The organism is Streptomyces pacificus (assembly GCF_011766325.1).
GTDB classification, from domain to species: domain Bacteria; phylum Actinomycetota; class Actinomycetes; order Streptomycetales; family Streptomycetaceae; genus Streptomyces; species Streptomyces pacificus.
This window is the reverse complement of record NZ_BLLG01000001.1, coordinates 364,673-390,125: the sequence shown is the minus strand read 5'-3', so window position 1 is coordinate 390,125 and position 25,453 is coordinate 364,673. Positions and strand designations below refer to the sequence as shown.

Below are 25,453 nucleotides of genomic sequence, written 5' to 3'. Positions count from 1 at the left end.
TTCAGGGTGACATCAGGAGTTCAGGACGACGAGGTCGTCCCTGTGTACGACCTCCCGCTCGTAGGCGGGGCCGAGTTCCCTGGCGAGATCGCGGGTGGAGCGGCCCAGGAGGAGGGGGAGTTCCCGGGAATCGTAGTTCACCAGACCCCGGGCGACGGCCCGGCCCTCGGCGTCCCGCAGCTCCACCGGGTCCCCGGCGGTGAAGTCGCCGTCGACCGCGGCGATTCCCGCGGGCAGCAGCGACTTGCGCCCCTCCACCACGGCCCGTACGGCCCCGTCGTCGAGGGTGAGCGCGCCCCGCGGGGTGGAGGCATGGGCGAGCCACAGCAGCCGGTCGGCGGATCGCCGCCCGGTGTGGCGGAAGTAGGTGCCGGTGTCCCGTCCGGCGAAGGCGTCGGCTGCATGGGAGGCGGAGGTGAGGACGACCGGGACGCCCGCCGCCGCGGCGATCCGGGCCGCCTCCACCTTGGTGACCATGCCACCGGTGCCGACTCCGGCCTTGCCCGCCGCGCCGATCTCCACACCCGCCAGGTCGGCGGGCCCGCGGACCTCCTCGATCCGGGAGGTGCCGGGCTTGGCCGGGTCGCCGTCGTAGAGGCCGTCCACGTCGGAGAGCAGCACCAGCAGATCGGCGCGGACGAGGTGCGCGACGAGGGCCGCGAGCCGGTCGTTGTCCCCGAAGCGGATCTCGTCCGTGGCGACGGTGTCGTTCTCGTTGACGACCGGGACGGCGCCCATGGCGAGCAACTGGTCGAGGGTGCGGTAGGCGTTGCGGTAGTGGGCGCGGCGGCTGGTGTCGTCGGTCGTGAGGAGTACCTGTCCGACGCGGACGCCGTAACGGGCGAAGGAGGCGGTGTAGCGGGCGACCAGCAGTCCCTGGCCGACGCTGGCTGCGGCCTGCTGACGGGCCAGGTCCCTGGGCCGGCGGGCCAGCCCGAGCGGCGCGAGCCCGGCGGCGATGGCTCCGCTGGAGACGAGCACTATCTCCTTCTCGCCGCCGCTTCGGGCCTTGGCCAGCACGTCCACGAGGGCGTCCACCCGGTCGGCGTCGAGTCCCCCGGAGGCCGTGGTGAGCGAGGACGAGCCCACCTTGACGACGACTCTGCGTGCTTCCGTCACATACTGCCTTGCCACTGTCACGTGGCGAATCTATGTCAGGCGCGGCTCTCGGCGCGCCTTCGTTTCGCCGGCTGGACGAGCCCACGGACGAGCCCACGACGAGGACAGGGACAGGGCGGCGGACCCCGCCCGCCCACCGGGTCGCGAGAGGACGCCGCCCGGCCCGTGCACGAGCCACCTCGCGGAAGGGCTCGCGCACGGGCCGGGCGGACGGGCCCCGGCCGTCGGCCCAGCGGGCCGGCGGGCCGGCGGCTCAGCGACCGGTCGTGGCCGCCGCCCCGGCGCCGTCGGTGCCGCCCGCTCCGTTGCCCTCGGCCTCGGCGCCCTGGGCGGTCCCGCCGGCGCCGCCTGCATCGCCGGCATCCGATTCCCGGTCGAGCTCGCCGATGGCCTGCTCGCCGACGCGCTGCCGCACTCCGGCGTTGCGGAACTCGGCCTTGGCCGCGAGGGCGCCCACCGCGGCGTCGAACTGCTCGATCGACGAGGGCTCGTCCGGCCCGAGGAGGTACTTCCTCAGTTCGGCGCGCGCCCCCGCCAGGGTGTCGGCGGCCGGGTCGGATACGGCCGCCAGCAACCGGTCCAGTTCCCCCGCCCCGTTGGAGAGGACGACCGCCGCGCGGACCGCGGTGTTCTGGCGCCTGAACTCCTCCGCGCCGAGCTCCGCGGAGTCGGTCACCGCGTACGGCTTGCCGCTGGCGATGAAGTCCGAGACGACGCTGGAGATGTCCGAGACCATGGCGTCGGACTCGTTGAAGCAGTCGTACAGCGCGGGCCGGGGGCCGCTGACGACGGTGTGCTCCCACCACCCGAAGGAGCGCCAGTAGGCGTCGTTCCACTCGGCCCGCAGGCTCTTGATCTCGGCCAGGCGCTCGGGGTCGGCGAGGGAGACGCGGGACTGCTCGGCCTGGTCGCCGCCGGCGCGGCCGGGTTCGGTGAGTTCGGTGAGCCGTGCCTCGGTCCGGGCCAGCGCGGCGCGGGCGGCGGCGCGCTCCCCCTGCGCGGCGGCGGCCTCCCCGGCCCAGCGCGGGTCGGCGGCGCGCTCGGCGGCGGCCTTCCGCACCATCGCCGTGATCCGCTCGTGGGCGGCGAGGGCCTTCTTGTTGCGGATTCCGGTGAAAGGGTGCGGCTTGTAGATCAGGCGTACCGGGGGCTCCGCCTCGAGCAGCCGCCGGACGATGTTCTCGCCGGCGAGCAGCAGGGAGGTGTTTCCGGGGGCGTTGTCCCAGCCCTCCCAGGTGGGGGCGTAGAGGATGGTGGGGACGGGGTGCTTCGGCGCGCCGCTCCAGGGCCGGATGGGGGCCAGCTGCGGGCGGCCGACCTCGACGATGTCCTCGTCGCGGACGCCGACGTCGGCGATCGCGTACCGGTCGCGGCCGGCCCGGCCGGCGGTCCACACCTCGTCGTAGACCTTGGAGAAGGGGTTGACGCTGGCGAGCTTGTCGCTGTCGCCGTGGCCGATGAAGACGTGCTTCATGGTCGGGACGCGCAGCAGGTGGATGTTCTTGCCGACGTTGGCCGGGTAGAGCGCGACCCGGACCGAGTCGAACCTCATCTGCATCAGGTGCTGGGCGCTCGGGACGCACAGTACGGGCACGGAGGTCTGGTGGAGCTTGGCCACGAGGCCCCGCTCGCGCATGATGACGATCGGCCGTCCCTCGAGCTGCTCCATCGTCTCGAGCCACATGTTGACCTGGTAGGCGGAGTCCTCGGAACCGGAGAAGTAGAGCGCCACGGTGGGCTGGTACTCGCCGAGCCACTTCTCGACGGCCTTGAGTACGGCGGGGCGGGAGGGCACCCGGCGCCTGCGGCGCAGATACGGCACGAGTGCCGCGGTGTAGCCGAGGCCGAGGGCGATGCTCAGGGCGGTACCGGCGTAACCGATGACGTCGTTGCCGGTGGCGGCCGCGACGACGACGCCCGCCATCGCGGGGATGTCGAGGTGCAGCATCTTCAGGCCGGAGCGGTGCAGCAGGGCGCGCGGCGGGGCGTCCGGGATGCGCACGGCGTGCAGGTCGACGTTGCGGGTGACCACCGGCATGGTCCGGCGCAGCCGGATCAGGGTGGTGAGCGCGCCGTGCGGGGCCTGCAGACCGTAGAAGAGCAGGAAGAACGCGACGGCCGCGTAGAACAGCGGTTCCTCGGCGAGTCCGAGGCGGGCGAGCAGCAGGATCAGCAGCAGCTGGCGGAGCATGAAGCGGATCGGCAGACCGGCCCGGACCTTTTCGAGGCGGTTGACCAGGTAGCTGCCGCGCTGGTGCAGGTACCAGTCGGCGGCGTAGGTCACGGCCGCGGCCGCCGTGAACATCCAGATGTCCGGGATCAGCGCGGCGATCATCACGCAGGGATAGCCCAGGCCCAGCAGGACCGCTGCGGCCAGCTCTGACCTGCTGCCCACACGTGCCATACGAATGGCGGTCGAAATCACGTAGAACCTGCTCCGAAAGTGCCGGTTGATTCACATTGGAGGAAATTGTGAGGGCGGTCCCTCACGCACTCGGGCCCCTGGGGGTCGTGGTGACGATCCCAGAGGCCCGAGTCAGCTCATTGACGCTGGAGTATTACACATCCTCCTGGCGGTCGAGTACGGATGCCAGAGCCTGCTCGAATCCGGAGGCCTCTCCGGCCCCGCGGGTCGGGTCCTGCTGGCGTACGTCGATCACATGGCCGGTCAGCTCGGACAGCAGCACGTCCAGCGAGGTCCGGGCCACGGCCTCGGAGGACAGCAGCGAGTCGGCCGGCTCCTGGCCGAAGGCCTTGGTGCGCATCGGCGTGGCCGTGCGCTCGGGGTTGACGCAATTCACCCGGATTCCCTCAGCCGCCCATTCGTCGGAGAGCGCCTGGGTGAGATTCACCATAGCCGCCTTGGTCGACGAGTAGAGGCTGTATTCGGCGCGGCCCCTGGTGTAGCTGGAGGAGGTGTAGAGGAGCAGCTGCCCCTTGCTCTCCGCGAGGTATTTGTAGGAGGCGCGGGCGATCTGGACGGGCGCCAGGTAGTTCACGTTCAACGCTTCCTGGATGGTCGCGTTGTCGGTCTCGGCGAGCTTGCCGATGCGCAGCACGCCCGCGGTGTTGATGACGTAGTCGATGCGTCCGGTCTCCGCGTACGCCTGGGAGAGGGCGTCGTCCACGTGCTCCGGGTTCTCCACATGGGTACCGGTGGTGGAGCGGCCCAGCGCGTAGACGTTCGCGCCGTACTCCCGGGCGAGGGTGGCGATGTCGGCGCCGATGCCGTACGAGCCGCCGAAGACCACCAGGGTCCGGCCGGCGAGCAGCTCTCGGTAGGCGGCCTCGTCGGCCTGGCGGGGCGCAGCGGTGGAGGCGAGCTGGAACAGCTTGTCGGCGATGAAGACGTCGACCGGCTGCGTCACCTTCATGTTGTACTCGTCGCCGGCGACGACGTAGATCGGCACATCGGGGAGGTACTTGAGGACGACGCTGCAGTCGTCGGTCGCCTGGAATTTCGGGTCGCCCGCGGCGATCTCGTACGCCCGGCGGATCGTGGAGAGCTTGAACGCCTGCGGGGTCTGGCCGCGGCGCAGCCGCGAGCGGTCCGGGACGTCGGTGATGAACTCGCCGTCCCCGCCGTGCGTGCGGGTCACGATGATGGTGTCGGCGGAGGGAATGGCCACGTCCACGGCCTGGTAGCGGTCCAGGGCCCGCACGCAGTCCGCGATCACCCGCTGCGACAGAAGCGGGCGCACCGCGTCGTGGAAGAGGACGTTGACGTCCTCGCCCTCCGCAAGGCCCTCGCCGAGGGCCGCGATCGCGCGCTCGGTGGTCTCGTTCCGGGTCGCGCCGCCCTCGATGACCCGGCGTACCTTGGTCAGCCCGGCCTTGGCGATGATCTTCTCCACGTCGGGCACGAAACCGGGCGCCATCAGGACGATCACATCGTCGATCGCCTCGGCCCGCTCGAAGAGCGTCAGCGTGTGCTCGATGACGGCCTTGCCGGCGATCTTCAGCAGCTGCTTGGGGATCGCGAGCCCCACACGCTGGCCGGTACCACCGGCGAGCACGACAGCGGTGGTGCGGGGCTTGGCTTCGTGCGGCACGGACACAGACGACCTCTACCTTGCGGTGACTGGGGACGGTGTGATGGTCGCACTCTGCGTGACCGTACCGCAAGGCGCTCCCCAAGGACTCCGCACCGCCTGGAAACCCCGTGTTCACCATGCGGTCAGCGGCGCCTGCGGGGCGAGCCGGCAGGAGAGGTGACCGACACCACAGGCCGAAGCCGAGGCGCGATGTCACTTCGCTGTCCTGTCGACGACGTCGAGGGCGAGTTCGTTCCCCGCACCGAAGAAGATCTTCACCGATACCTGCTGCGGTGCGCGCAGGCGAAGCCTGTCCAGCGCGGCTCGGACGCGCGCGAGAGGGCGCTTCTTGAGGAGGACGACGGCGGGGTACGGGAAGACGCCGCCCTTCTCCACCACGTCGTCGAGGACCCGGCCGATCCGCACCGGCGCCGCTCCTGGCGCATGGCGCAGCCAGAGGTCCCAGATGTCGTGTCCTGATGCCTGGACCCGGACCGGCGCGGCGAGCGGGATCGCACAGCGGAACCCGTCGGCCCCGACGCGGGCGCCGGGGAACTCCAGGTGCCCCTCGTCCACTCCGCGGCGGCGCAGCAGCAGCACCGGGTCCCCCACCGGACGCACCTGCCCGAGCAACCGCCCGGACACGGTGATCCGCCGGGCGCCGACGGTGATCCGGCCGGACTCGGCATGGGCCGGTCGCACCCAGGAGCGCAGGGCGAGGCCCCCGTGGCGTACATGGGGCACGAGGGTGTGCACGGGCTCCCCGGGCCGGACACGCTCGGCGGCCCGCATCGCTCCCCGCTGGTCGACGACCCTGGCGACGAGCCGGGAACGGGCCTGGGCGGTGTCCCGCGCAGCGGGGGCCGCACCGGCAGCGGGGGCAGCGGGAGCGGCAGCGGGAGGGGGAGGGTCGATACGGCAGGTCCAGACCCCCTCGGCCAGACCCGCGTCCGCGGGGATCACGGCCCGGCCGGCCGGGCCGAAGGGGAAGACCCGGTCGGGGACGGCGGCATCGGGGTGGGAGCAGACGAGGGCCGCCCGCCCGCCGCGCTCGCCCGAGAGGAGCACGGTCACCGCGCCGTCCTCCTCGGCGGCACAGTCCACCAACGGGCCGGGGGCCGACCGGTCGTCCCCGGTGACGGCCGTGGGGGCAGTCCCCTCGGGGCGGGTACGCCTGCCGGCGCCGAGGGCCGCGAACAGTTCCTCGTACCGCTTCGCGATCGGCCCCGGGTCGAAGCGGGCGGCGTGGGACCGGGCGGCGGCGCCCATGCGGCGGCGTAGCGGCTCGTCGTCGATGAGGCGGAGAAGAGCGGCGGCGACAGCCCCGCGGTCTCCGACGGGGACGAGCAGACCGTCGACGCCATCGGCCACGATCTCGCGCGGGCCGTAGTCGCAGTCGGTACTGACCACGGGCAGTCCGCACCGCATCGCCTCGACCAGGGTCATACCGAAGGACTCGTGACGGGACGTGGAAACGGCGATGGCACCCTTCGCCCACTCCGGGTCGATCGGTGAGCGGGGCCCCATCAGATGGACGTGGTTGTAGAGACCCAGCTCGTCTATGCGCCTGCGGAGACGCTCCTTCTGCCTGCCCCAGCCGCAGATGCGCAGGGTCCACTCCGGCCGTACGGCCACGACCTCGGCGAAGGCCTCGATCAGGACGTCGTACTGCTTCTCCGCGGCGAGCCGGCCGGCCGCGACGACCGTCGTCCCGGTGAGATCGGAGACGGCCACGGAGGGTTCGGGAACGCTGTTCGGTATGGCCAGCACCTGGGTGTCCGGCAACGGCATACGCTCCCGCCACACGGCGGCGTCGCCCTCGGAGACGGTCACGAACGCGTCGAGTGCGGCGAGATGCCGGTGCATCTCGGCCCGCAGTGCGGGCTTGTGGTGATGGTGCGTCATGTGCTCTTGGCCGATGAGCACGGCACGGGCTGGTGCGCACCGCGCGACATATGCGACGAGCCCGGGCCGGGTGCCGATGACCACGTCCGCGTCGGAGGCGGCGTAGTGGTCGGACACGCGCCGGTCGGTGAGCCTGCTGTACTCCTTGAATCTCGCCTCGTGGGCGGGGACGCACTCGGCGGGCTCCAGCGCGAGGGGGTGCCTCGTCTCGTCGCCGGGGGACGAGGGGCGGGTGTCCACCAGCGGGACGACGGTGATGCGCGGGTCGATCGCGAAGAGCGGCTCGTCCCGGTGCCGGAAGACGGAGACGATCTCCACCTCGTGGCGCGAGGCGAGTTCCTCCGCGAGATTGAGCGTGGTGCGGATGGTGCCACCGATGCCGTAGATCGTGTGGATGAGGAAGGAGACCTTCATCAACGCTCCGTTCGACCGTAACGGGGCACCTCTGCTGCCCCACCTCCGCGTAGTACGGGGAAAGGCGGGCGAGGTCTCACCGCACGGATCAGAGCGAGGGCCCGTGGCCGCGACGGCCCGGCCGGGGTGAACGGCGCAGCCCGTAACGGGGAGGGACGCGCACACGCCCCTGGGCTGCCCTTCAGAGCAGCCAAGGGGCGCGCACACCGGCCCCGGGATCCTGGTGGCGCGCGGGACGCGCCCGGCGGGCTCGGGAGGGTGCCGCTGGAGTGACGCGGCTACGGCATACCGGAACGCCCGGGGCACGGAGGGCACCCGGGGCGCGGGGCGCGGGGCCGGCACCCGGGGCACCCGGCACCCGGCACGCGGCACGCGGCACGCGGCACGCGGGAACAGCACCGGGGTCACCGGGGAGGACGGGCCGGGGCCCCGGCACCTCAACCCCGCGAGCGGGCCCGGCCCAGGACGGCCCGGAGGTCAGGCACAGGCGGACACCGGACACGGCCCCCGGGCGGTCCGAGGGCCGCTGCCGCCGACCCGGGTGACTGCCGCCTCCCCGCTGGGTCAGAACGGCTCGAAGTCGTCGTACTCGCGCGTGGCGTCGTCCCGCTCCGCCTGGCGGTCCTTGCGGCGCTGCGCCGCGGGGCGCGGGGCCTCGAAGCGGTGGTCCTCGCCACGGCGGCCGAGCATTTCCGCGCCCGCCATCATCGTCGGCTCCCAGTCGAAGACGACGGCGTCGTCCTCGGGGCCGATCGCCACGCCGTCACCGGACCGCGCACCGGCCTTCGTCAGCTCCTCCTCGACGCCGAGGCGGTTCAGCCGGTCCGCGAGGTAGCCCACGGCCTCGTCGTTGTTGAAGTCGGTCTGACGGACCCAGCGTTCGGGCTTGTCGCCGCGTACCCGGAAGAGGCCGTCCGCCTCCCGGGTGACGGTGAAACCGGTGTCGTCGACGGCCTTCGGGCGGATGACGACACGGGTCGCCTCCTCCTTCGGCCTGGCCGCGCGCGCCTCCGCGACGATACCGGCGAGCGCGAAGGACAGCTCCCTCAGCCCGGTGCGGGCGACCGCCGACACCTCGAAGACGCGGTAGCCGCGCGCCTCCAGATCAGGTCGGATCATGTCGGCGAGGTCCTTGCCGTCCGGGATGTCGACCTTGTTGAGGACGACGATCCGCGGACGGTCGTCCAGACCGCCGTAGTGCCGCAGCTCCTCCTCGATGACATCGAGGTCGGAGACCGGGTCGCGGTCGGACTCCAGCGTCGCCGTGTCCAGCACGTGCACCAGAACCGAGCAGCGCTCCACATGGCGGAGGAACTCCAGGCCCAGGCCGCGGCCCTGGCTGGCGCCGGGAATCAGGCCGGGTACGTCGGCGATGGTGTACACGGTCGAGCCGGCGGTGACGACGCCGAGGTTCGGCACCAGCGTGGTGAAGGGGTAGTCCGCGATCTTCGGCTTGGCGGCCGACAGCACCGCGATCAGCGAGGACTTGCCGGCACTGGGGTAGCCGACGAGCGCCACGTCCGCGACCGTCTTGAGTTCCAGGACGATGTCACCGGACCGGCCGGGCTCGCCGAGCAGGGCGAAACCGGGCGCCTTGCGACGGGCCGACGCGAGCGCCGCGTTGCCGAGCCCGCCGCGGCCGCCCTCGGCGGCCACATACGTCGTCCCGTGCCCGACCAGGTCGGCCAGCACATTGCCCCGCCCGTCGAGGACGACGGTGCCGTCCGGCACGGTCAGCACCAGGTCCTGGCCGTCCTTCCCGGAGCGGTTGCCGCCCTCGCCCGGCTTGCCGTTGGTCGCCTTGCGGTGCGGCGAGTGGTGGTACTCGAGCAGCGTCGTGACGGACTGGTCGACCGTGAGGACGACATCGCCGCCACGTCCGCCGTTGCCCCCGTCGGGCCCGCCGAGGGGCTTGAACTTCTCGCGGTGCACGGAGGCGCAGCCGTGGCCCCCGTTACCCGCGGCGATGTGCAGCTCGACGCGGTCCACGAAGGTGGTCATGGTGCTGTGCCTCCAGTACGAGAGTGGCGGGGTGCCGAGCACGGCGACCCGTGCGGAAACGGCAGAAACGCCAGAAACAGTAGAAACGGTGAATACGGCGGATATGCCCGTCTGTCAATAAACGAAAGGCGGACCCTCTTCCCGCCCGGGGAAGTGGTCCGCCCTCGCAAGAACTCCGGTCAGGCGACCGGAACGATGTTCACGACCTTGCGGCCGCGGAAGGTACCGAACTCCACGGCACCGGCCTGCAGCGCGAACAGCGTGTCGTCGCCACCGCGGCCCACGCCCGCGCCCGGGTGGAAGTGGGTGCCGCGCTGGCGGACCAGGATCTCACCGGCGTTGACGACCTGACCGCCGAAGCGCTTCACACCGAGCCGCTGAGCGTTGGAGTCGCGACCGTTCCGGGTGGACGATGCGCCCTTCTTGTGTGCCATCTCTCCTCAGTCCCTTACTTCGCAGCCGTGGGGATCGCCGTGACCTTGATCGCCGTGTACTGCTGGCGGTGGCCCTGACGACGGCGGTAGCCGGTCTTGTTCTTGTAGCGCAGGATGTCGATCTTGGCGCCCTTGTGGTGGTCCACGACCTCGGCCTGCACCTTGATCCCGGCCAGCACCCACGGGTCGCTGGTCACGGCGTCGCCGTCGACGACGAGCAGGGTCGAGAGCTCGACCGTGTCGCCGACCTGGGCGGTGGAAATCTTGTCAACCTCAACGATGTCGCCGACAGCAACCTTGTGCTGGCGACCACCGCTGCGCACGATGGCGTACACGCGGATCTCACTCTCACTCGTCACGGATACCCCTGATGCCAGCCGTCCGTGCGGGCCGGGGCCCGGACTGTCCGCTGGGGATGGACGGCCTCTCCGGATCACGGACCCGGAGGGAGGTGCTCAGAAGCTGGCGCATGGAGACACGCCGACGGTCAAGGTTACGGGCAGGTCCGCAGGGGGTCAAACCAGCCCCGTGGGCCACCGGGCAGCAGCGAAACCGGCCACCCCGCCTCCCCGTCCCGGGACGCCACCGCCCACACCCCGCCCGCACCGACCGGTTCCCGCAGGGACCGCCCGCCCCCCATTCACTGCGCACAGCACACCGCCGATCATCGAGCGCCTTCCCCGGCGAAGCGCCCTCCGCCCCCTGATCGCCGGCAGGGCCCGACAGCGCCGGCGGACTCTCCCCTTCCCCTGCCCCTTCCCCGCCCTTCCCCAGTCAGCCTCCTCAGTCAGCCTCCTCGGTCCCCGCCGGCAGCACGCGCGACCCTGAGGGCCTTCGCTTCCGGCCGCAGCGCCCGGACGGACGGCCCGTATGCTCGGCCGGAGGCCAGACACCGGAAGGCAGAGAAGTGAACTACAGGGTCCAGCCCAGCGCCCAGGTCGACGAGACCGCGGAGATCGGCGCAGGCAGCAGCGTGTGGGATCTCGCGCAGGTCCGCGAGGGCGCCCGCCTCGGCCAGGGTTGTGTGATCGGACGGGGCGCTTACGTCGGCACGGGCGTCCGCATGGGCGACAACTGCAAGCTGCAGAACTACGCGCTGGTGTACGAGCCGGCCGAACTCGGTGACGGCGTCTTCATCGGCCCCGCCGTGGTGCTCACCAACGATCACAACCCGCGTTCCGTCGACCCCGAGGGCAGGCAGAAGCGCGGCGGCGACTGGGAGGCCGTCGGTGTGACGATCGCCGACGGGGCGTCGATCGGCGCGCGCTCGGTGTGCGTCGCCCCCGTCGCCGTCGGCCGCTGGTCGCTGGTGGCTGCGGGCGCGGTCGTGACCAAGGACGTCCCGGACTTCGCGCTGGTCGCCGGGGTACCCGCACGGCAGATCGGCTGGGTCGGCCGGGCCGGTGTGCGGCTCACCGAACGGGAGGGCGAGCCGGGGGTGTGGGAGTGCCCGCAGACCGGCGCCCGCTACGAGGAGAAGGACGGCGTGCTCACCGAGCGCTGACCCCCACCGCGCGCTCGACACCGCCCGCCGGACGACCGCGACCACACGCTCCATGCTGCCCCGCCGGCCCGCCGCCACAGGGGCCGGCGGGCACGGCCCCGGCCCTGCGGGTGCGCCGGGCGGCGCGGCCCGGCAGCCACCCGCCATGTGACGGGGCCTGCTCGACCGGCCGAACGAGTCGGCCTCCCGGCTTCCGCGTGTCCGTAGCGGATTCCACCCGGGACGTCCGCATAGGATCCGCAGCCATCGCCGATCTTCCCCGGGGGCTCCAGGCATGGCCGAGAACGGTGGCACCGCACGGAACCGTTACGCACCGGAACACCGCGCACCGGAACGCCTTTCACCGCAGCGCCCTTCGCCGGAACGGCCGGCACTGGACCGCAGAGCGTTCGTCCGGCTTGCGGGCGGCGCCGCGCTCGGCACCGCCCTGACCGGCGCCGGGGCGGGTTCGGCGCAGGCCGCCCCGGACGCACCGGCGTGGGCTCAGCCGCTCCCCCGGGCCGCACTCCCGCGCCTCTCCACGCACCTCTCCACGCTCCCGCCTCTCCCGCCTCTCCCTCCCCTGCCCGACCAGCTCTCGGGAGGAAAGGTGACTCCCCCCGCGCCCTCCGTCCGCGGTCCCCGCCCGGGCGGGGCTCCCGCCGCCACGGTACGCACCGCGGCCCCGGGCACCCTCCCGTTCACGTTCCACGGCTACGGCTACACCGCGATGGACCTGCCGGAGCCGCTGCGCCCCTGGCGCGACCGGCCCACACCGTGGTCGGCCGTCACCCCGGACACCACGCACACCTATCTCGACCCCGACGGCGTCATCATGTACCGTCCACGCCGGTCGGCCCCCGGTTACGACCAGCCCGTCACCCAGATCCAGTTCGGTCTCGGCTGCGCCGCCGCCTACCGCACCGCCGCGGACCCGGCCCGCAGGGCGCTGTACCTCCGGCGCGCCAAGGCCCAGGCGCAACGCCTGATCGACCGGCGCGTCGAGGCCCGCGGCGCCTGGTACTTCCCGTACCCGTTCGACTTCACGCACGGCGGCCACAGCGGCATCTCGTACCGGGCGCCGTGGTTCTCGGGAATGGCGCAGGGCGAGGCGATCAGCCTCTTCGTGCAGCTGTCCCTGCTCGACGGGGTCACCGCGCAGGAGCGCGCGCTGTACCGGCAGGCCGCCGACGGGGCCTTCGCCTCGCTGCTGCTCGGTGACGACGGCGAGCCGTGGGTGGTGAACAGGGACGAGGCAGGCTACCTCTGGATCCAGGAGTACCCGGTGGACGCCCCCGGCACGTCCGACCGCACATACAACGGCATGATCTTCGCCATGCTCGGGCTGTGGGACTACGCCAGGATGACGGGGGACGCGCTGGCGGCCCGGCTCTACGACGGGGCATGCACCACGGTCGACCACTACTTCCCCACCCTGCGCAACCGGCACTGGGCTTCCTACTACTGCCTGACGCACCGGATCCCCACACCCTCGTACCACCAGCACCACATCAACCTGTACCGGCAGTTGCACTGGCAGACCGGCAGTCCACGCTTCGCCCATATGAGCGATCTGCTCACGGACGACCACCCCTCGGGCGTCCTGCCGGAGGGGTCACCCGTCGTACTCGCCGCCGGCGCGCACACGCTGTACCGCTACGACACCGACGCGGACGGCGACTTCGTCGCGGCGAAGGGCGACGCCGAGCTCTCCCGCAGAACCGTCACCCTCTCCCGCACCAGCCGGGCCACCGCGAACCGCCGCCGCCGGATCCGGGGGCGCGGCGTCGCCTACCGGATCGACTCGGGCCCCTACGCCGGCTGGTGGGCCGGCGAGTCCCACCCCAGGTGCCGTCTGCTCGGGGAGTACCTCCCCACCGACTACCGGCCGAGCCGGACGCTGGCCTTCCCGGCGGGCCGCACGGTGGCCTGCCACCGCTACGGCGTGGACGGCGCCACCACCGCCACCCGCACCGTGGCGTTCGACCGGGCGTCCCGAGCACCCTTCGACCGGCGGTCGGTCGTCGACGGGCGGCCGATGTGCCGGATCGCGGGCGGGGCGCTCGACGGCTACTGGGTGTACGCCGGCGACATCGTCACCGACGGGCGCTGAGCGCCGGGGGACGGCACACGGAGCGGACCCCACCGCGCCGACGGCGCAGGGCATTCCCCTCCCTGCGCCGCGGAGCGCCCGCATCGCGGCGGGTGAGCCGCGCCTTGATATGACGTGGCATCACCCCCTGTCACCCGTATGGATTAACAGTCCGAATCAGGACATCCCGCCGTGCTAGCGTCGCCGCTTATGTCAGCGTCTCCCAGGTCCGCCCTGCCCGCGGAAGGCGGACGGCCTCACCTTGTGTACCTCGCCATCGGGTTCCCGCCGGCCGCCAAGAGCTGTGCCTACCGTATGCGCGAGACCGCGAACCAGTTCGTCGAGGCGGGTTGGGACGTCACCGTCGTCACCATCGCCCGGGAATCCTGGGAGCGGGACTCCGGCGTCGATCCGACCCTGTTGGAGCAGGTCGACCCCAGGATCGAAGTCGTCGAGCTGCCGCTGGCCCGCGAGGATCTGGAAACGGACATCCGCCGCTACGACGAGGCACGTGCCCTCAACCCCAACGGATGGGTCGCCGCACTCCGCCGCCGCCAGACGAAGCCCTTCCCCGAGCCCAACTTCGGCGAGTGGCGGGGCGATCTGGAGCAGGCCGTGCTGGGGGTCCACCGGCAGCGCCCGGTCGACCTGCTGCTGGCGAGCTGCGTGCCGTATGTGAACCTCGCCGCGGCCTGGAAGCTGTGGGAAGAGGAGCGGGTCCCGTACGCCGTCGACTTCCGCGACGGCTGGTCCATCGATGTCATCGAAGGCATCGAAGCCTTCGGCCGTGCCTCCGAAGAGGGCCGCTGGGAACAGCGCGTACTCGAGCGGGCACTCGCACTGTGGGTGGTCAACGACCCGATCGCGGAGCACTACCGCACCCGCTACCCGGACATCGCAGATCGGGTGCACGTCGTGCGCAACGGCTACGACTCCGAGAGCACACCGGACCGCGTCCGCACCGCGGATCCCGGGTCCGGCCTGGTGTTCGGCTACCTCGGTACCGTCAACTTCCCCGCACAGCACCTGGAGGCGGTGCTGAACGCCTGGAAGGCGGCGCGGGAGAGGGAACCCCTGCTGGCCAACGCGCGCTTCGAGGTGCGCGGGCACATCGGCAGCGGCGCGGACCGCGGGACGAACCGCCACGCCGAGATCCTGCGACAGGCCGAAGCCGACGGCGTCCGCTTCGGCGGCCCCGCCGCGAAAGCCGAGGTGGCCACGGTCTACGCCGGCTGGGACGCACTGGTGCTGATCCTGATCGGCGGGCGCTACGTCACCTCAGGCAAGGTGTACGAGTACATGGCCACGGGCCTGCCGATCGTGTCGGCGCACGCCGTCGACCACGACGCGTCGAACGTACTGCGGGGGCACCCGCTGTGGACGGGCCCCGTCGGCATCGACGAGGACGCTCTGACCGGTTCCTTCGTGAAGGCCGCGCACATGGCGGTGGAGACGGTCGCCGGAACGCACGCCGAAGCCATGGCCCACGCCGACCAGTTCACCCGCGAGGCGTTGATGACCGTCGCGGTGCGGAGCCTCGTCGAGCGGTTCGAGGCGGACCGCGAAACCGGGGCGGACCTCGAAACCGGGGAAGCGCCGGGGCCCGAGCCCGGTGAGGCGGCGGCCCCGGCGCCCGGGGCCGCCGACCCGAAACCACGTGCCGAGAAGTCGACCGTCGCCGGAGGTTCCGCCCCGTGACCGAAGTCCTGCTCATCGCCGCTGCCAAGCCGCAGCTCGGTGTGCTCGCCGACTCCGTGCGCAGGTTCAACTCCCACGGCGCCAGGGTGCGCCTGGCGGGGACGTTCCACCTGGAGTCCTCCTCGGAGGAGATCGCCGCGCTTGACCTGACGGAGCTGCACCAGCTGCCGAGGAGCCTCACCCACCGCAGCCAGGCTCTGCGCCGCAAGGCGCGAACCTCGACCGTCGGCATGCGGGTATGGCTCCAGGCACGGCGCAACCCGTGGCTGCGCTCCCACGCGCGGGGGGCCGATGTCCTCGTCGCCCTCGACCCCGGCGCCGTGTACACCGTGTGGCGGCTCTCCCAGTACAACCGGAGCGCGGAGGCCCTGTTCGGTCTGACGCCCGCGTTGAAGGCCGTCGAGCGCCTGGGGGCGCGGGGCGTCGCCGCCCGCCGCCCGGTCCTCCCGCCGCTCGGCGCCCTGGCCCGCGATGTGCGCCGGTCCGTGGACGGGCTGCCGGCGGCGCTGCTGCGGACCGCGACCGCACGGCCCGTGATGCGCTCCACGGTCGGCGCCCGGCTGTGGCGCGGCGCCGTCACCGCTCCCGGTCTGCCGACCAGGGTGCGCACCGTGACGGCCCGCTATGTCGCCGAGGGCATGCAGTGGGCGGGGCGCACGAGCGGAGCGGCCATGGTGCTGGCGGACGCCGCGTCGAGAACCCGTGACCCCGCGCTCAGGGCGCAGCTGCTCGACGAGGGCGCGACGAAGGAGCTCTCGAACGGTGTCGCCCCACGGCATCTCGACAGAGCCCTCGCCGCCCTGCTCTCCCACGCCGACGGGGAGTTCGCCGCCGGCCGGCCGGGAACCGCCGCCGCGGCGCTGGACCGCGCACTGGTCCTGGCCTTCCACCGAGTCCTGCACATCGACCAGTTGTCCTCGCCCCTGGCGGTGGACGCGGAAGGCTTCGTCGCCCCGCTCCACGGCGCGGAGACGATGCGGGAGCTGAGCCGCGGGCAGGGCAGGAGGACGCCGCCCGAGCGGGCACCCGGGCACCGCCCGCTGCGGCTGCTGGTCACGACGAGCGCCAACGACAACTTCCTCCACCACGTCCTGGAGCACTTCGGCAACCACCCCGATGTCGAGCTGCGCTATCTGGACCTGGCCGCTTCGAAGCATCTGAAGCGGATCGCCTGGGCGGGCCGCCGGATGCTGGAGGACCGGCTGTCGGGCGGCACGAGCGACTTCCAGGAAGAGGTGGAGCGGCTGATGCGCCCGTACCTCGACTGGGCCGACACGGTCTTCCTGGACTGGTCCGTGGGGCCCGCCCCGATACTGACCACCATCGACCCCGGCACGACCCGGATCGTGGTCAGGCTGCACAGCTACGAGGCCTTCACCCGCTGGCCCCACATGACGGACTTCTCCCGGGTCGACGATCTCGTCTTCGTCGCGCCGCACGTCCGCGACCTGGTCACCTCGCTCGTGCCGCAGCTGCGCGGGGGGCAGGCGCCCCGTACGCACATCCTCGACAACGCGATGGACCTGACGGCCTTCGCACGCCCGAAGCCGGCCGAGGCGCGCTTCGACCTGGGCCTGATCGGCGTCGGCCAGGTCGCCAAGGACCCCCGTTGGGCCGTGGACGTCCTGGAGCGGGTGCGCAGGCACGACGACCGCTACCGACTGGTCATGGTCGGCGGTGACATGGACGCGAAGACCAGCCGTGCGACCCGCGAGTACCGCCGTGCGTTCGAGAAGGAAATCGCTGCGCTGAGCGAGTCCGGTGCGGTGGTCCGGCGCGGTCCGACCGACGACGTCCCGTCGGAGCTCGCCGGGATCGGCACCATCCTCAGCTCCTCCGTCCGCGAGGGCTGCCACGTGGGCCTGATGGAGGGAGCGGCGAGCGGCGCCGTCCCGGTCGTCCGCGACTGGCCGTTCTACGCGGGCAAGCCGAACGGGGCACGGACGCTCTACCCCGAGGACTGGGTCGTCGGCTCGCCCGAGGAGGCGGCGGAGCGCGTCCTGCAGACCACGGCCACCGAGGAGGCGTGGCGGGAGGCGGGCAAGCTGGCGGCCGAGCACGCACTGTCGGTGTGGGACTGGTCCGTGGTGAGCCGGCAGTTCGACAAGCTGCTCCTGGAGGGCGACCGTGACGCACCCGCCCAGGCCCCGACTGAGAAGAAGAGTGCTCGGTGAAAGTCATCAGCATCGTCGGAGCCCGTCCTCAACTGGTGAAACTGGCCCCCATCGCGGCGACGTTCGCGGAGACCGGGCACGAGCACCTCATCGTGCACACCGGGCAGCACTACGACGCCGACCTCTCGGACGTCTTCTTCGACGGGCTCGGCATCCCGGACCCTGATGTGCACCTCGGGGTGGGATCCGGCAGCCACGGTGTGCAGACCGGCTCCGTGCTCTCCGCCCTGGATCCGGTCCTGGAGCGCGAGAGGCCCGACTGGGTCCTCGTGTACGGGGACACCAACAGCACGATCGCCGGCGCGCTTTCCGCGGTGAAGATGCACCTTCCGGTGGCACACCTCGAGGCGGGCCTGCGCTCCTTCAACCGGCGGATGCCGGAGGAGCACAACCGCGTCCTCACCGACCACTGCGCCGATCTCCTGCTCGCTCCGACACAGACGGCGATGCACCACCTCTCGGGCGAGGGCCTCGCACACCGGGCGCGGCTCGCCGGCGACGTCATGGTCGACATCTGCCTGAAGGTCCGGGACGCCGTACGGGCCGGGGAACACTCCGCCCTGGCGCTGCCCGAGGGCATCGACCCCTCGCGGCCCTTCCTGCTGGCGACGCTGCACCGCCCCGACAACACGGACGACCCCGACCGGCTCTCCTCGATCCTGGAATCGCTGGGGAAGCTGCCGGTTCCGGTGGCGCTGCTCGCCCATCCGCGTCTGGTCGCACGGGCCGGGACGCACGGCATCAACCTGGCCCAGGGCGGCGTGCACGTCGGTCGGCCGCTGCCGTATGCGGGGCTGGTGGCGGCCGTGCTCGCCTCCAGCGGTGTGGTCACGGACTCCGGCGGGTTGCAGAAGGAGGCGTTCCTGCTGAGGCGCGTCTGCAGCACGGTCCGCCCGGAGACCGAGTGGGTGGAAACCGTCGAAACGGGCTGGAACGCTCTTGTTCCCGACCCGTATGCCCTCTCCCCCGCGGAGTGGGCCGCGACGGTGACCCGTACCGCGCCGACCGCCGATCCCGGTACCCCCTACGGCGACGGCAGGGCCGCCCGGAACGTCGTCCGGATCATAGAAGAGTGGAAGGGGTGCGGCCGGCGCACCTGACGGCGCAGCGCCCGCACCACCCCCGGGGCCACGACGGGCGAAGCGGCCTCCGGTCTTCTGGTTTCCGTACCCGTCCCTGCCACTCTGGGGACGGGCCCTGCCCCACGGGCGTGCGGGACGGGGCCGTCGCCTGCCGAGCCGGGCCGGTCCCCAGCAGGCCGTCCGTCAGCCGCCGATGACGACGCGGCGGACGCCTTCCCAGCGGGCCGGGTCGGTGGTGCGGCGGCCGTCGACCAGGACGGTGACGTCGGGCAGGTCGGAGGCCGCCAGCTCGCGGTACTCGGCGTGGTCCGCCTGGAGGACCGCGGCGGTGACCTGCTCGCCCCGGTGCGGGGTGAGGCCGTGCGCGGCCAGTTCCTCGGCGGTGTACATCGGGTCGGAGACGAACGGCACCGCGCCTCGGGCCTTGAGGGCCTCCACCGTCCCGAAGACGCCGGAGAACGCGGTCTCCTTCACACCGCCGCGGTAGGCGGCGCCGAGCACGAGCACATGGGCGCCCGCCAGGTCGCCGTAGGCGGCGGCCAGCAGGTCCACGGCGTACTCCGGCATGGCGGCGTTGGCCTCGCGGGCCGACCGGACGACGGTGGCCTCCGGGTCGTTCCACAGGTACATCCGCGGGTAGATCGGGATGCAGTGGCCGCCGACGGCGATGCCCGGCTGGTGGATGTGGCTGTAGGGCTGCGAGTTGCAGGCCTCGATGACCTTCTTGACGTCGATGCCGTTCTTGTCGGCGAACCGGGCGAACTGGTTGGCGAGGCCGATGTTGACGTCGCGGTAGGTGGTCTCGGCGAGCTTCGCGAGCTCGGAGGCCTCGGCGGTGCCCAGATCCCACACGCCGTTGGGCCGCGGGAGGTCGTCGCGCTCGTCGAAGTCGAGGACCTGCTCGTAGAACTCCGCGCCCCGGCGGGTGGACGCCTCGTCGATGCCTCCGACCAGCTTGGGGTAGCGGCGCAGGTCGGCGAAGACCCGGCCGGTGAGGACCCGCTCCGGGGAGAACACCAGAGGGAAGTCCTTGCCCGCGGTGAGGCCCGAGCCCTGCTCCAGCATCGGCGCCCAGCGGGTGCGGGTGGTACCGACCGGCAGGGTCGTCTCGTACGAGACGAGGGTGCCTGGCCTGAGGCCCTTGGCGATGGCCTGGGTGGCGGCGTCCATCCAGCCGAAGTCCGGGGTGCCCTCGGCGTCGACGAACAGCGGGACGACGACCACGACCGCCTCGGACCGCGCTACGGCCGCCGCGGTGTCGGTGGTCGCGGACAGCAGCCCGGCGTCGACGGCCTGCTTCAGCCTGACGTCCAGGTCGTGCTCGCCGGGGAAGGGCTCGGTGCCGGCGTTGACCAGCTCCACGACCTTCTCGTTGACGTCGGCGCCGATGACCTTGTGGCCCTTGGCGGCGAACTGCACGGCGAGCGGAAGCCCGATCTTGCCGAGCGCGACTACACAGATATTCATCGGGTCATTTCCTCTTCACACGGGACATCAGGTGGCGCAGCCGGCCGCCCCCGCCGGACGGCGGGGACTCCCAGAGCGGGGCCGTGGTGATGACGAGCCGTCCCTTGGCATTGGCGTTGGCGGAGACACGGTACGGGACCCTCTCCCGCCAGCGCCGGGCCAGCGGCAGCGGCCGGTCGAGGGTTCTCACCGGGACCTCGTACGTCGAGCCCGCCACGTCCAGATAGACCCGGACGCCGAGTTTCGCCCTGACGGGCTCGATGGGGATGCGCGCGGTGAGCACCGTCCCGGTGCCGTCGCCGGTGGTGCTGCGGCTCAGCTCCCCCGCCGGCGCGGGCAGTCCGGTGCCCGTGGGCAGCCTGCGGGCCCCCGGCTTGTCGGCGCTCTTCGGCATCGCCTTGTCCGCGAGACGAACGACGGCGTGGTCCGTGTCGCCCGTGACGGGGACGCGGACCGAGAGGACGGCGGTCAGGTCCCGGCCCTGCCGCTCCCACCGCGCCGAGACCAGCCCGGTGCCGCCGGCGAGCTGTTTCGGCACGGCCTCGCCGATCACCTCGTACAGCCGGTCGGGCAGCGCCAGGGCCGGGTCGCGGAACCCGGGGTAGCGAAGGAACGCCCGGCCGTCCTCCAGCAGCAGGGAAGGGGGTCCGGCGGCGGCCTCCTCCTCGATGGCGCGGACCAGTTCGGCGACGGCGCCGCGCTGGGCCAGCGCGATCCGCACCCGCCGCCTGACGTCCATCGCGTCGCGGAGCGCCTCGGTGAAGTAGTCGTCGCTGAGGGCGGCGATGCCGGCGCAGACCTGGATCCGCGTCTCCCGGTCGAGGGCCGGGAAGTCGTCCTGGACGAGTTTGGCGAGTTCCCAGGTGAAGTGCCGCTTGAACACCGCGTCACGCCGGGGCCCCGCCTCGATGAGACCGGCCGTGTGCCGCATGATCTGGGCAACGCAGCGCAACCTCTCCAGATGGCCCGCCCGGTAGGTGATGTTGCTCGCGTCGCCGCGCTTCACCGCGTAGTAGTACGTGTAGTCCGCGAGGACCGAGATCTTCCGCGCCCGGACACAGGCCTCGATCGTGAACGGCTGGTCGCTGCCCACCGGAAGGTCCTCCGGGAAGCGCAGCTTGTGCTGCTCGACCAGTTGTCGCCGGAACAGCTTGGTGTTGGCCAGGGTGAAGGGCAGCGCGGAGCCGTACAGGCTGACGTCCGGGTCGCTCTTGCTGTAGAGCGCCTGGTGGACATAGCGGCCGTTGGTACCGACCATCTTGCCCACGACGACATCGGAGCCGTGCTCGTCGGCGCAGGCCACCATGCGCCGGAGCGCGTCCTCGCCGAGGCGGTCGTCGGAGCCGACGAAGTAGACGTAGCGGCCGGTGGCCGCCTCCAGGGCCCGGTTGCTGGGCGCGGCCGGGCCGCCGGAGTTGGCCTGGTGTATCACCTTCACGGTGCCGGGGTAGCGCTCCGCGAAGCGGTCGAGTTCCCTACCGCTCTCATCCGTCGAGCCGTCGTCGACGGCCACCACCTCCAGCCGGTCCACACCGATGCTCTGGTTCACCAGCGACTCGAGGCACTCGGTGAGATAGGGCATCGTGTTGTAGACGGCCACGACGACGGTGACGTCAGGGGTCGGCGTCATACACCCGCCCTGTCCGGGAGTTGCGGAGCTTCGGAAACCGCGGCGGCCTGGCGGCGCTCACTGCCCGGCAGCAGGCGCGTGTACAGACGGTCCAGGGTTTCCGCCTGGGCCTCCCAGGTCCACTCCTTCAACAGCTCGGGAGTGTACGCGTCGCGGTACCTCCGAGGATCGGCGAGCACGGCCCCGACCGCCCGGACGTAGTCCTGCACGTTCTCGGCCTCGAAGACCTCGCCCTGGCCGGTCTGCCGCACCATCGCGCTCATCGTCTTCACATCGCTGACGACGAAGGGCAGTCGCGCGTGCGAGTACTCGAAGAACTTGGTGATCAGAGCGATCTCGTGGTTCGGCCAGTGATGGATCGGGATCACACCGATATCGGCCGCCGCAAGGAAAGGGACAACCTGGTAGTGCGGCACATAGGGCAGTATGTGCAGCCGCTCGCGGACGCCCAGCTCCTCCGCACGCTGCGCGAGTTCCGTCATGTACTTGGACTCGGGACGCAGAACGACGAACGCCACATGCGTCCCGGGCAACTGGGGCAGCGACTCGACCATGATGTCGAGACCGCGCTGCGGCGCCGCCGCACCACTGTAGACGGCAAGAGGCACCTCCTGGCCGATGCCGCACAGCTCGCGCAGGTCGGGCACCGGCTCCACCGCATGCTCGGGCGACGTCTCCCCCTCGGGGGCGTTCAACACCACCGACGGCTTCTCGTCGAGGCCATGAGCCTCGGCCAGCATGTCCGCAAGGGTGTCCGACACGGTCACCACGGCGTCGGCGTGCTTGGAGTACTCGCGCTCGTGCGCGATCTGGGCGACGTGCCAACGGGGATGCGGATCCCATGGCTTGATGCCCGACACCAGTTCGTGGGCGTCCCAGACCAATTTGACGTGGCGGCGCGCGGCACGGGCTCTGAGTGCGGCACGGGCGCCCACACCGAGCATGCGGAAGTCATTGGCGTGTATCAGATCAGGCTGAAGCTCGTCGATGACCTTCCCGTACGCCAGTTCGAGGTCCCAGAGAAACGGGTCGAGCCTGCGCCAGGCCCGGTCCCCCATCGCCTTCAGCCAGAAGGCCGTCGTGAACCGGTCCAGCGGGGAGACCATCTGCTTGCGGCGCCGCTCCAGGCTGCGCGTCTGCCTGACCCGGAGCCCTATCCAGCGGGCCTGTACCTTCGCGACCGCCCGCGGCACGACCAGCCCGAGCCTGGCCGCGGCCGAACCCCGCTGCTGGGCCACGGTGCGCCTGTAGTTGAGGTCCACCCGCCATGCCTTGGACTTCTGCCTGCGGTATGCGGCGAGCGGGCCCGGCGGGTACGCCAGCGGCGCACGCAGCACGGCCCGGCGGTACTCGTGCCGACGGCGCTTCAACGGTCCGGGCACCCACAGGAGCCGGACCTCGGCGTCGCCGAGCATCCAGGACTGCTCCTTCTTGGTGGGCGACTTGCCGAGGAGGATGACCTCCCAGCCGGCCGCAGCCGCCGATCGCGCCTCCTTTTGGACGCGCGAGTCACCGTTCACTCCGTTGTCCACGAGCATGACCACACGCCCGCGGGTCCTTCCCTGCTCACCGGGCTTACGGTCAGGTTCCATCCGGCGTATCCGCCTCTCTCTCCACGGCCACGGTGGCCCCGCTCGACGCGGACTCGATAACTGCGGCGGCGACCTCGACCGTCCGCAGGCCCTGGCGCAGCGTGCAGATGTCCTTGGACTTGCCGAGCACCGCGTCCCGGAACAGCTCGTGCTCGACGAGGAGCGGTTCGCGCTTCGGGATCGCGTAGCGGATCATGTCTCCCTCGGAGACGCCGCGGAAGGCCTGGAGGGCCTCCCACTCGGTCGTCACGGCCGCGTTCGAGTAGAACGTCAGGTCCGCGGTGAGGGTGTCGGCGATGAAGCAGCCGCGCTCTCCGGTGACCGAGGTGAAGCGCTCCTTGAGCGGGCTCAGCCAGTTGACGAGGTGGCTGACCATCGTGCCGTCGGAGAGCTTGCCGACGGCCGAGACCATGTCCTCGTGCGGGCGGCCCGACTTGGAGACGGTGTGCGCCGCGATCGACGTGTACTGCTGGCCGGTGACCCAGGCCGTCAGGTCGATGTCGTGGGTGGCGAGGTCCTTGACCACGCCGACGTCGGCGATGCGGTGCGGGAAGGGGCCCTGGCGGCGGGTCACGACCTGGAACACGTCCCCGAGCTCGCCGGCCTCCAACCGGGCGCGCAGGCTGCGCAGGGCGGGGTTGCAGCGCTCGATGTGGCCCACGCCGGCCACCAGGCCGCGGCTCTCGAAGGCCTCGACCAGCCGGCGGGCGCCCTCGACGGTGTCGGCGACCGGCTTCTCGATCAGCGCGCCGGTGCCGGCTTCGGCCAGCTTCAGGCCGACTTCCTCATGCAGTGCGGTCGGGCAGGCCACGACGGCGTAGTCGATGCCGAGCGCGATCAGCTCGTCGACGGTGGACAGCACGGGTGCGTTCTGCGCCCAGCCGTTCTTGTCCCCCATGGGGTCCACGACGGCGACGAGTTCGACGCCGTCGAGCCCGGCCAGTACGCGGGCGTGGTGGCGCCCCATGGAGCCCAGGCCGATCAGGCCGGCCCGCAGTGCGGTGGCGGTCACAGGCCCTCTCCCAGCGCGTTCACGGCGGTGGCGATGCGCTCCAGGTCGCCCTCGGTCAGCGAGGGGTGCACGGGCAGCGACACGACCTCGGCCGCCGCCCGCTCGGTCTCGGGCAGGTCCCAGTGGCGGCCCGCCTTCTGGTCCGGCTCCCAGTACGGCTTCAGCCGGTGGATCGGCGTCGGGTAGTAGACGGCGTTGCCGACGCCCGCCTCGGTGAGCTTCGCCATGGCGGCGTCGCGGTCGCCGCGGACCCGGACCGTGTACTGGTGGTAGATGTGGCGTGCGCCCTCGGCGACGACCGGCGTCACCACGTTCGCCGCGGTGATGTTCTCGGAGAGGTACGCGGCGTTGGCGATGCGCCGGTCGGTCCAGCCGGGCAGCTTGGCGAGCTGGACGCGGCCGACGGCCGCGGAGACGTCCGTCATGCGCACGTTGGCGCCGACGATCTCGTTCGCGTACCGCTGCTCCATGCCCTGGTTGCGCAGCAGGCGGAGAGTGCGGGCGATCTCGGCGTCGGCGGTGGAGACCAGGCCGCCCTCGAGGCTGTGCATGTTCTTGGTCGGGTAGAAGCTGAACGTTCCGCCGGAGCCGAAGGCGCCGACCGGGGTGCCGTGCAGCGCGGCCGCATGCGCCTGGCAGGCGTCCTCGACGACGGCCAGCTTGTGCCGGTCGGCGATCGCCGTGATCCGGTCCATCGCGGCCGGATGGCCGTACAGGTGCACCGGCATGATCGCGGCGGTGCGCGGGGTGATCGCGGCCTCTGCGGCGCCCGGGGAGAGGCAGTAGGTGTCCGGGTCGATGTCGGCGAAGACGACGTCGGCACCGACCAGGCGGACCGAGTTCGCCGAAGCGGCGAACGAGAACGACGGGACGATCACCTCGTCACCCGGACCGATACCGAGAGCCATCAGAAGGAGGTGCAGCGCGGAGGTACCGGAGTTGACGGCCACGCAGTGCCGTCCGGCCACCAGCTCCGAGAAGCCCTCCTCGAACGCGGCCACCTCGGGGCCCTGGACCACCCGGCCGCTGCGCAGCACGCGTACAGCCGCCTCGATCTCCTCTTCACCGATGACCGGACGGGCAGCGGGGATGGGCTGCGCGTTGCTGCTCGGCATTGGACGTCCTCCTTGAACACCGCGAGAGCTCTTTGTGGCAGAGGTCAGGGGTCTGCGGGGCGCCCACGGGCCGCACGAACCCCTCCGGCACGATGGCCGGCGCCCTACCGAGGAATGCTGGGACCGGTCAGTCCCCCAACCGGGCCGGTCACCGGCCGCAGTCTCCGGGTGGGTCCACGGCACGGCAGCGACCGCCGTCAC

17 protein-coding genes are annotated in these 25,453 nt (G+C 71.8%); 5 read left to right on the top strand and 12 right to left on the bottom strand.

What is annotated here, in order from left to right:
• Positions 1 to 12: 12 nt before the first annotated feature.
• The 7 genes from proB to rplU form a co-directional block, all read right to left on the bottom strand.
• A complete protein-coding gene (gene proB / locus SCWH03_RS01570) occupies positions 13 to 1,140 on the bottom strand; it encodes a glutamate 5-kinase (RefSeq protein ID WP_173260794.1) in 1,128 nt (375 codons plus the stop codon).
• Between the two features lie 232 nt (positions 1,141 to 1,372).
• A complete protein-coding gene (locus SCWH03_RS01565; RefSeq protein ID WP_254076493.1) occupies positions 1,373 to 3,523 on the bottom strand; it encodes a hypothetical protein in 2,151 nt (716 codons plus the stop codon).
• Between the two features lie 154 nt (positions 3,524 to 3,677).
• Positions 3,678 to 5,177 carry a bifunctional cytidylyltransferase/SDR family oxidoreductase gene (locus tag SCWH03_RS01560; RefSeq protein WP_173260790.1) on the bottom strand — a complete coding sequence of 500 codons (1,500 nt, stop codon included), beginning with the start codon at positions 5,175 to 5,177 and terminating at the stop codon, positions 3,678 to 3,680.
• Positions 5,178 to 5,366: 189 nt separating this feature from the next.
• Positions 5,367 to 7,472, bottom strand: coding sequence for a glycosyltransferase family 4 protein (locus tag SCWH03_RS01555; protein WP_173260788.1), 2,106 nt, complete (start codon positions 7,470 to 7,472; stop codon positions 5,367 to 5,369).
• A gap of 564 nt (positions 7,473 to 8,036) precedes the next feature.
• Complete coding sequence (gene obgE / locus SCWH03_RS01550; RefSeq protein ID WP_173260786.1) at positions 8,037 to 9,473, bottom strand: GTPase ObgE; 1,437 nt, start codon at positions 9,471 to 9,473, stop codon at positions 8,037 to 8,039.
• Between the two features lie 179 nt (positions 9,474 to 9,652).
• Positions 9,653 to 9,907, bottom strand: coding sequence for a 50S ribosomal protein L27 (gene rpmA, locus SCWH03_RS01545; protein WP_109293632.1), 255 nt, complete (start codon positions 9,905 to 9,907; stop codon positions 9,653 to 9,655).
• Between the two features lie 14 nt (positions 9,908 to 9,921).
• Positions 9,922 to 10,242, bottom strand: a complete 321-nt coding sequence (gene rplU, locus SCWH03_RS01540) for a 50S ribosomal protein L21 (RefSeq protein WP_173261386.1) — start codon at positions 10,240 to 10,242, stop codon at positions 9,922 to 9,924.
• Positions 10,243 to 10,814: 572 nt separating this feature from the next.
• Between rplU and SCWH03_RS01535 the strand changes: the two genes are divergently transcribed.
• The 5 genes from SCWH03_RS01535 to wecB all read left to right on the top strand — a co-directional run bounded on the left by SCWH03_RS01535 (position 10,815) and on the right by wecB (position 18,454).
• A complete protein-coding gene (locus SCWH03_RS01535; RefSeq protein ID WP_173260784.1) occupies positions 10,815 to 11,411 on the top strand; it encodes an acyltransferase in 597 nt (198 codons plus the stop codon).
• Positions 11,412 to 12,000: 589 nt separating this feature from the next.
• Positions 12,001 to 13,503, top strand: a complete 1,503-nt coding sequence (locus SCWH03_RS29570; protein WP_272491038.1) for a D-glucuronyl C5-epimerase family protein — start codon at positions 12,001 to 12,003, stop codon at positions 13,501 to 13,503.
• Positions 13,504 to 13,797: 294 nt separating this feature from the next.
• Entirely contained in the window at positions 13,798 to 15,180 is a 1,383-nt protein-coding gene (locus SCWH03_RS01525; RefSeq protein WP_216854702.1) for a glycosyltransferase, read from the top strand.
• A complete protein-coding gene (locus SCWH03_RS01520; protein ID WP_173260778.1) occupies positions 15,177 to 17,354 on the top strand; it encodes a glycosyltransferase in 2,178 nt (725 codons plus the stop codon). The genes SCWH03_RS01525 and SCWH03_RS01520 overlap by 4 nt, the downstream gene beginning before the upstream one ends.
• Positions 17,351 to 18,454, top strand: coding sequence for a non-hydrolyzing UDP-N-acetylglucosamine 2-epimerase (gene wecB / locus SCWH03_RS01515; RefSeq protein ID WP_173260776.1), 1,104 nt, complete (start codon positions 17,351 to 17,353; stop codon positions 18,452 to 18,454). The genes SCWH03_RS01520 and wecB overlap by 4 nt, the downstream gene beginning before the upstream one ends.
• A gap of 165 nt (positions 18,455 to 18,619) precedes the next feature.
• Here the strand turns inward: wecB and SCWH03_RS01510 are convergent, their stop codons facing one another.
• From SCWH03_RS01510 to SCWH03_RS01490, 5 genes are read right to left on the bottom strand one after another with little or no spacing between them, the layout of a single operon-like run.
• The gene (locus SCWH03_RS01510) at positions 18,620 to 19,903 is read right to left on the bottom strand and encodes a nucleotide sugar dehydrogenase (protein ID WP_173260774.1); all 1,284 of its coding nucleotides are present in this window, start codon (positions 19,901 to 19,903) and stop codon (positions 18,620 to 18,622) included.
• Between the two features lie 4 nt (positions 19,904 to 19,907).
• Positions 19,908 to 21,533, bottom strand: coding sequence for a glycosyltransferase family 2 protein (locus SCWH03_RS01505; protein WP_173260766.1), 1,626 nt, complete (start codon positions 21,531 to 21,533; stop codon positions 19,908 to 19,910).
• The gene (locus tag SCWH03_RS01500) at positions 21,530 to 23,071 is read right to left on the bottom strand and encodes a glycosyltransferase family 4 protein (RefSeq protein WP_173261384.1); all 1,542 of its coding nucleotides are present in this window, start codon (positions 23,069 to 23,071) and stop codon (positions 21,530 to 21,532) included. The genes SCWH03_RS01505 and SCWH03_RS01500 overlap by 4 nt, the downstream gene beginning before the upstream one ends.
• A gap of 43 nt (positions 23,072 to 23,114) precedes the next feature.
• The gene (locus SCWH03_RS01495; RefSeq protein WP_173260763.1) at positions 23,115 to 24,137 is read right to left on the bottom strand and encodes a Gfo/Idh/MocA family protein; all 1,023 of its coding nucleotides are present in this window, start codon (positions 24,135 to 24,137) and stop codon (positions 23,115 to 23,117) included.
• Positions 24,134 to 25,252 (bottom strand): DegT/DnrJ/EryC1/StrS family aminotransferase, encoded by a 1,119-nt coding sequence (locus tag SCWH03_RS01490; protein WP_173260762.1) that lies wholly within the window; start codon positions 25,250 to 25,252, stop codon positions 24,134 to 24,136. Before SCWH03_RS01490 ends, SCWH03_RS01495 begins: the two co-directional genes overlap by 4 nt.
• Positions 25,253 to 25,453: the final 201 nt, after the last annotated feature.

Bases quoted from the DNA above. Each gene is read 5' to 3' on its own strand.
- SCWH03_RS01565 (WP_254076493.1), bottom strand. From the start codon at position 3,523: ATGGCACGTGTGGGCAGCAGGTCAGAGCTGGCCGCAGCGGTCCTGCTG.
- SCWH03_RS01555 (WP_173260788.1), bottom strand. From the start codon at position 7,472: ATGAAGGTCTCCTTCCTCATCCACACGATCTACGGCATCGGTGGCACC.
- obgE (WP_173260786.1), bottom strand. From the start codon at position 9,473: ATGACCACCTTCGTGGACCGCGTCGAGCTGCACATCGCCGCGGGTAAC.
- rpmA (WP_109293632.1), bottom strand. From the start codon at position 9,907: ATGGCACACAAGAAGGGCGCATCGTCCACCCGGAACGGTCGCGACTCC.
- SCWH03_RS01525 (WP_216854702.1), top strand. From the start codon at position 13,798: ATGCGCGAGACCGCGAACCAGTTCGTCGAGGCGGGTTGGGACGTCACC.
- SCWH03_RS01510 (WP_173260774.1), bottom strand. From the start codon at position 19,903: ATGAATATCTGTGTAGTCGCGCTCGGCAAGATCGGGCTTCCGCTCGCC.
- SCWH03_RS01505 (WP_173260766.1), bottom strand. From the start codon at position 21,533: ATGACGCCGACCCCTGACGTCACCGTCGTCGTGGCCGTCTACAACACG.
- SCWH03_RS01500 (WP_173261384.1), bottom strand. From the start codon at position 23,071: ATGCTCGTGGACAACGGAGTGAACGGTGACTCGCGCGTCCAAAAGGAG.
- SCWH03_RS01490 (WP_173260762.1), bottom strand. From the start codon at position 25,252: ATGCCGAGCAGCAACGCGCAGCCCATCCCCGCTGCCCGTCCGGTCATC.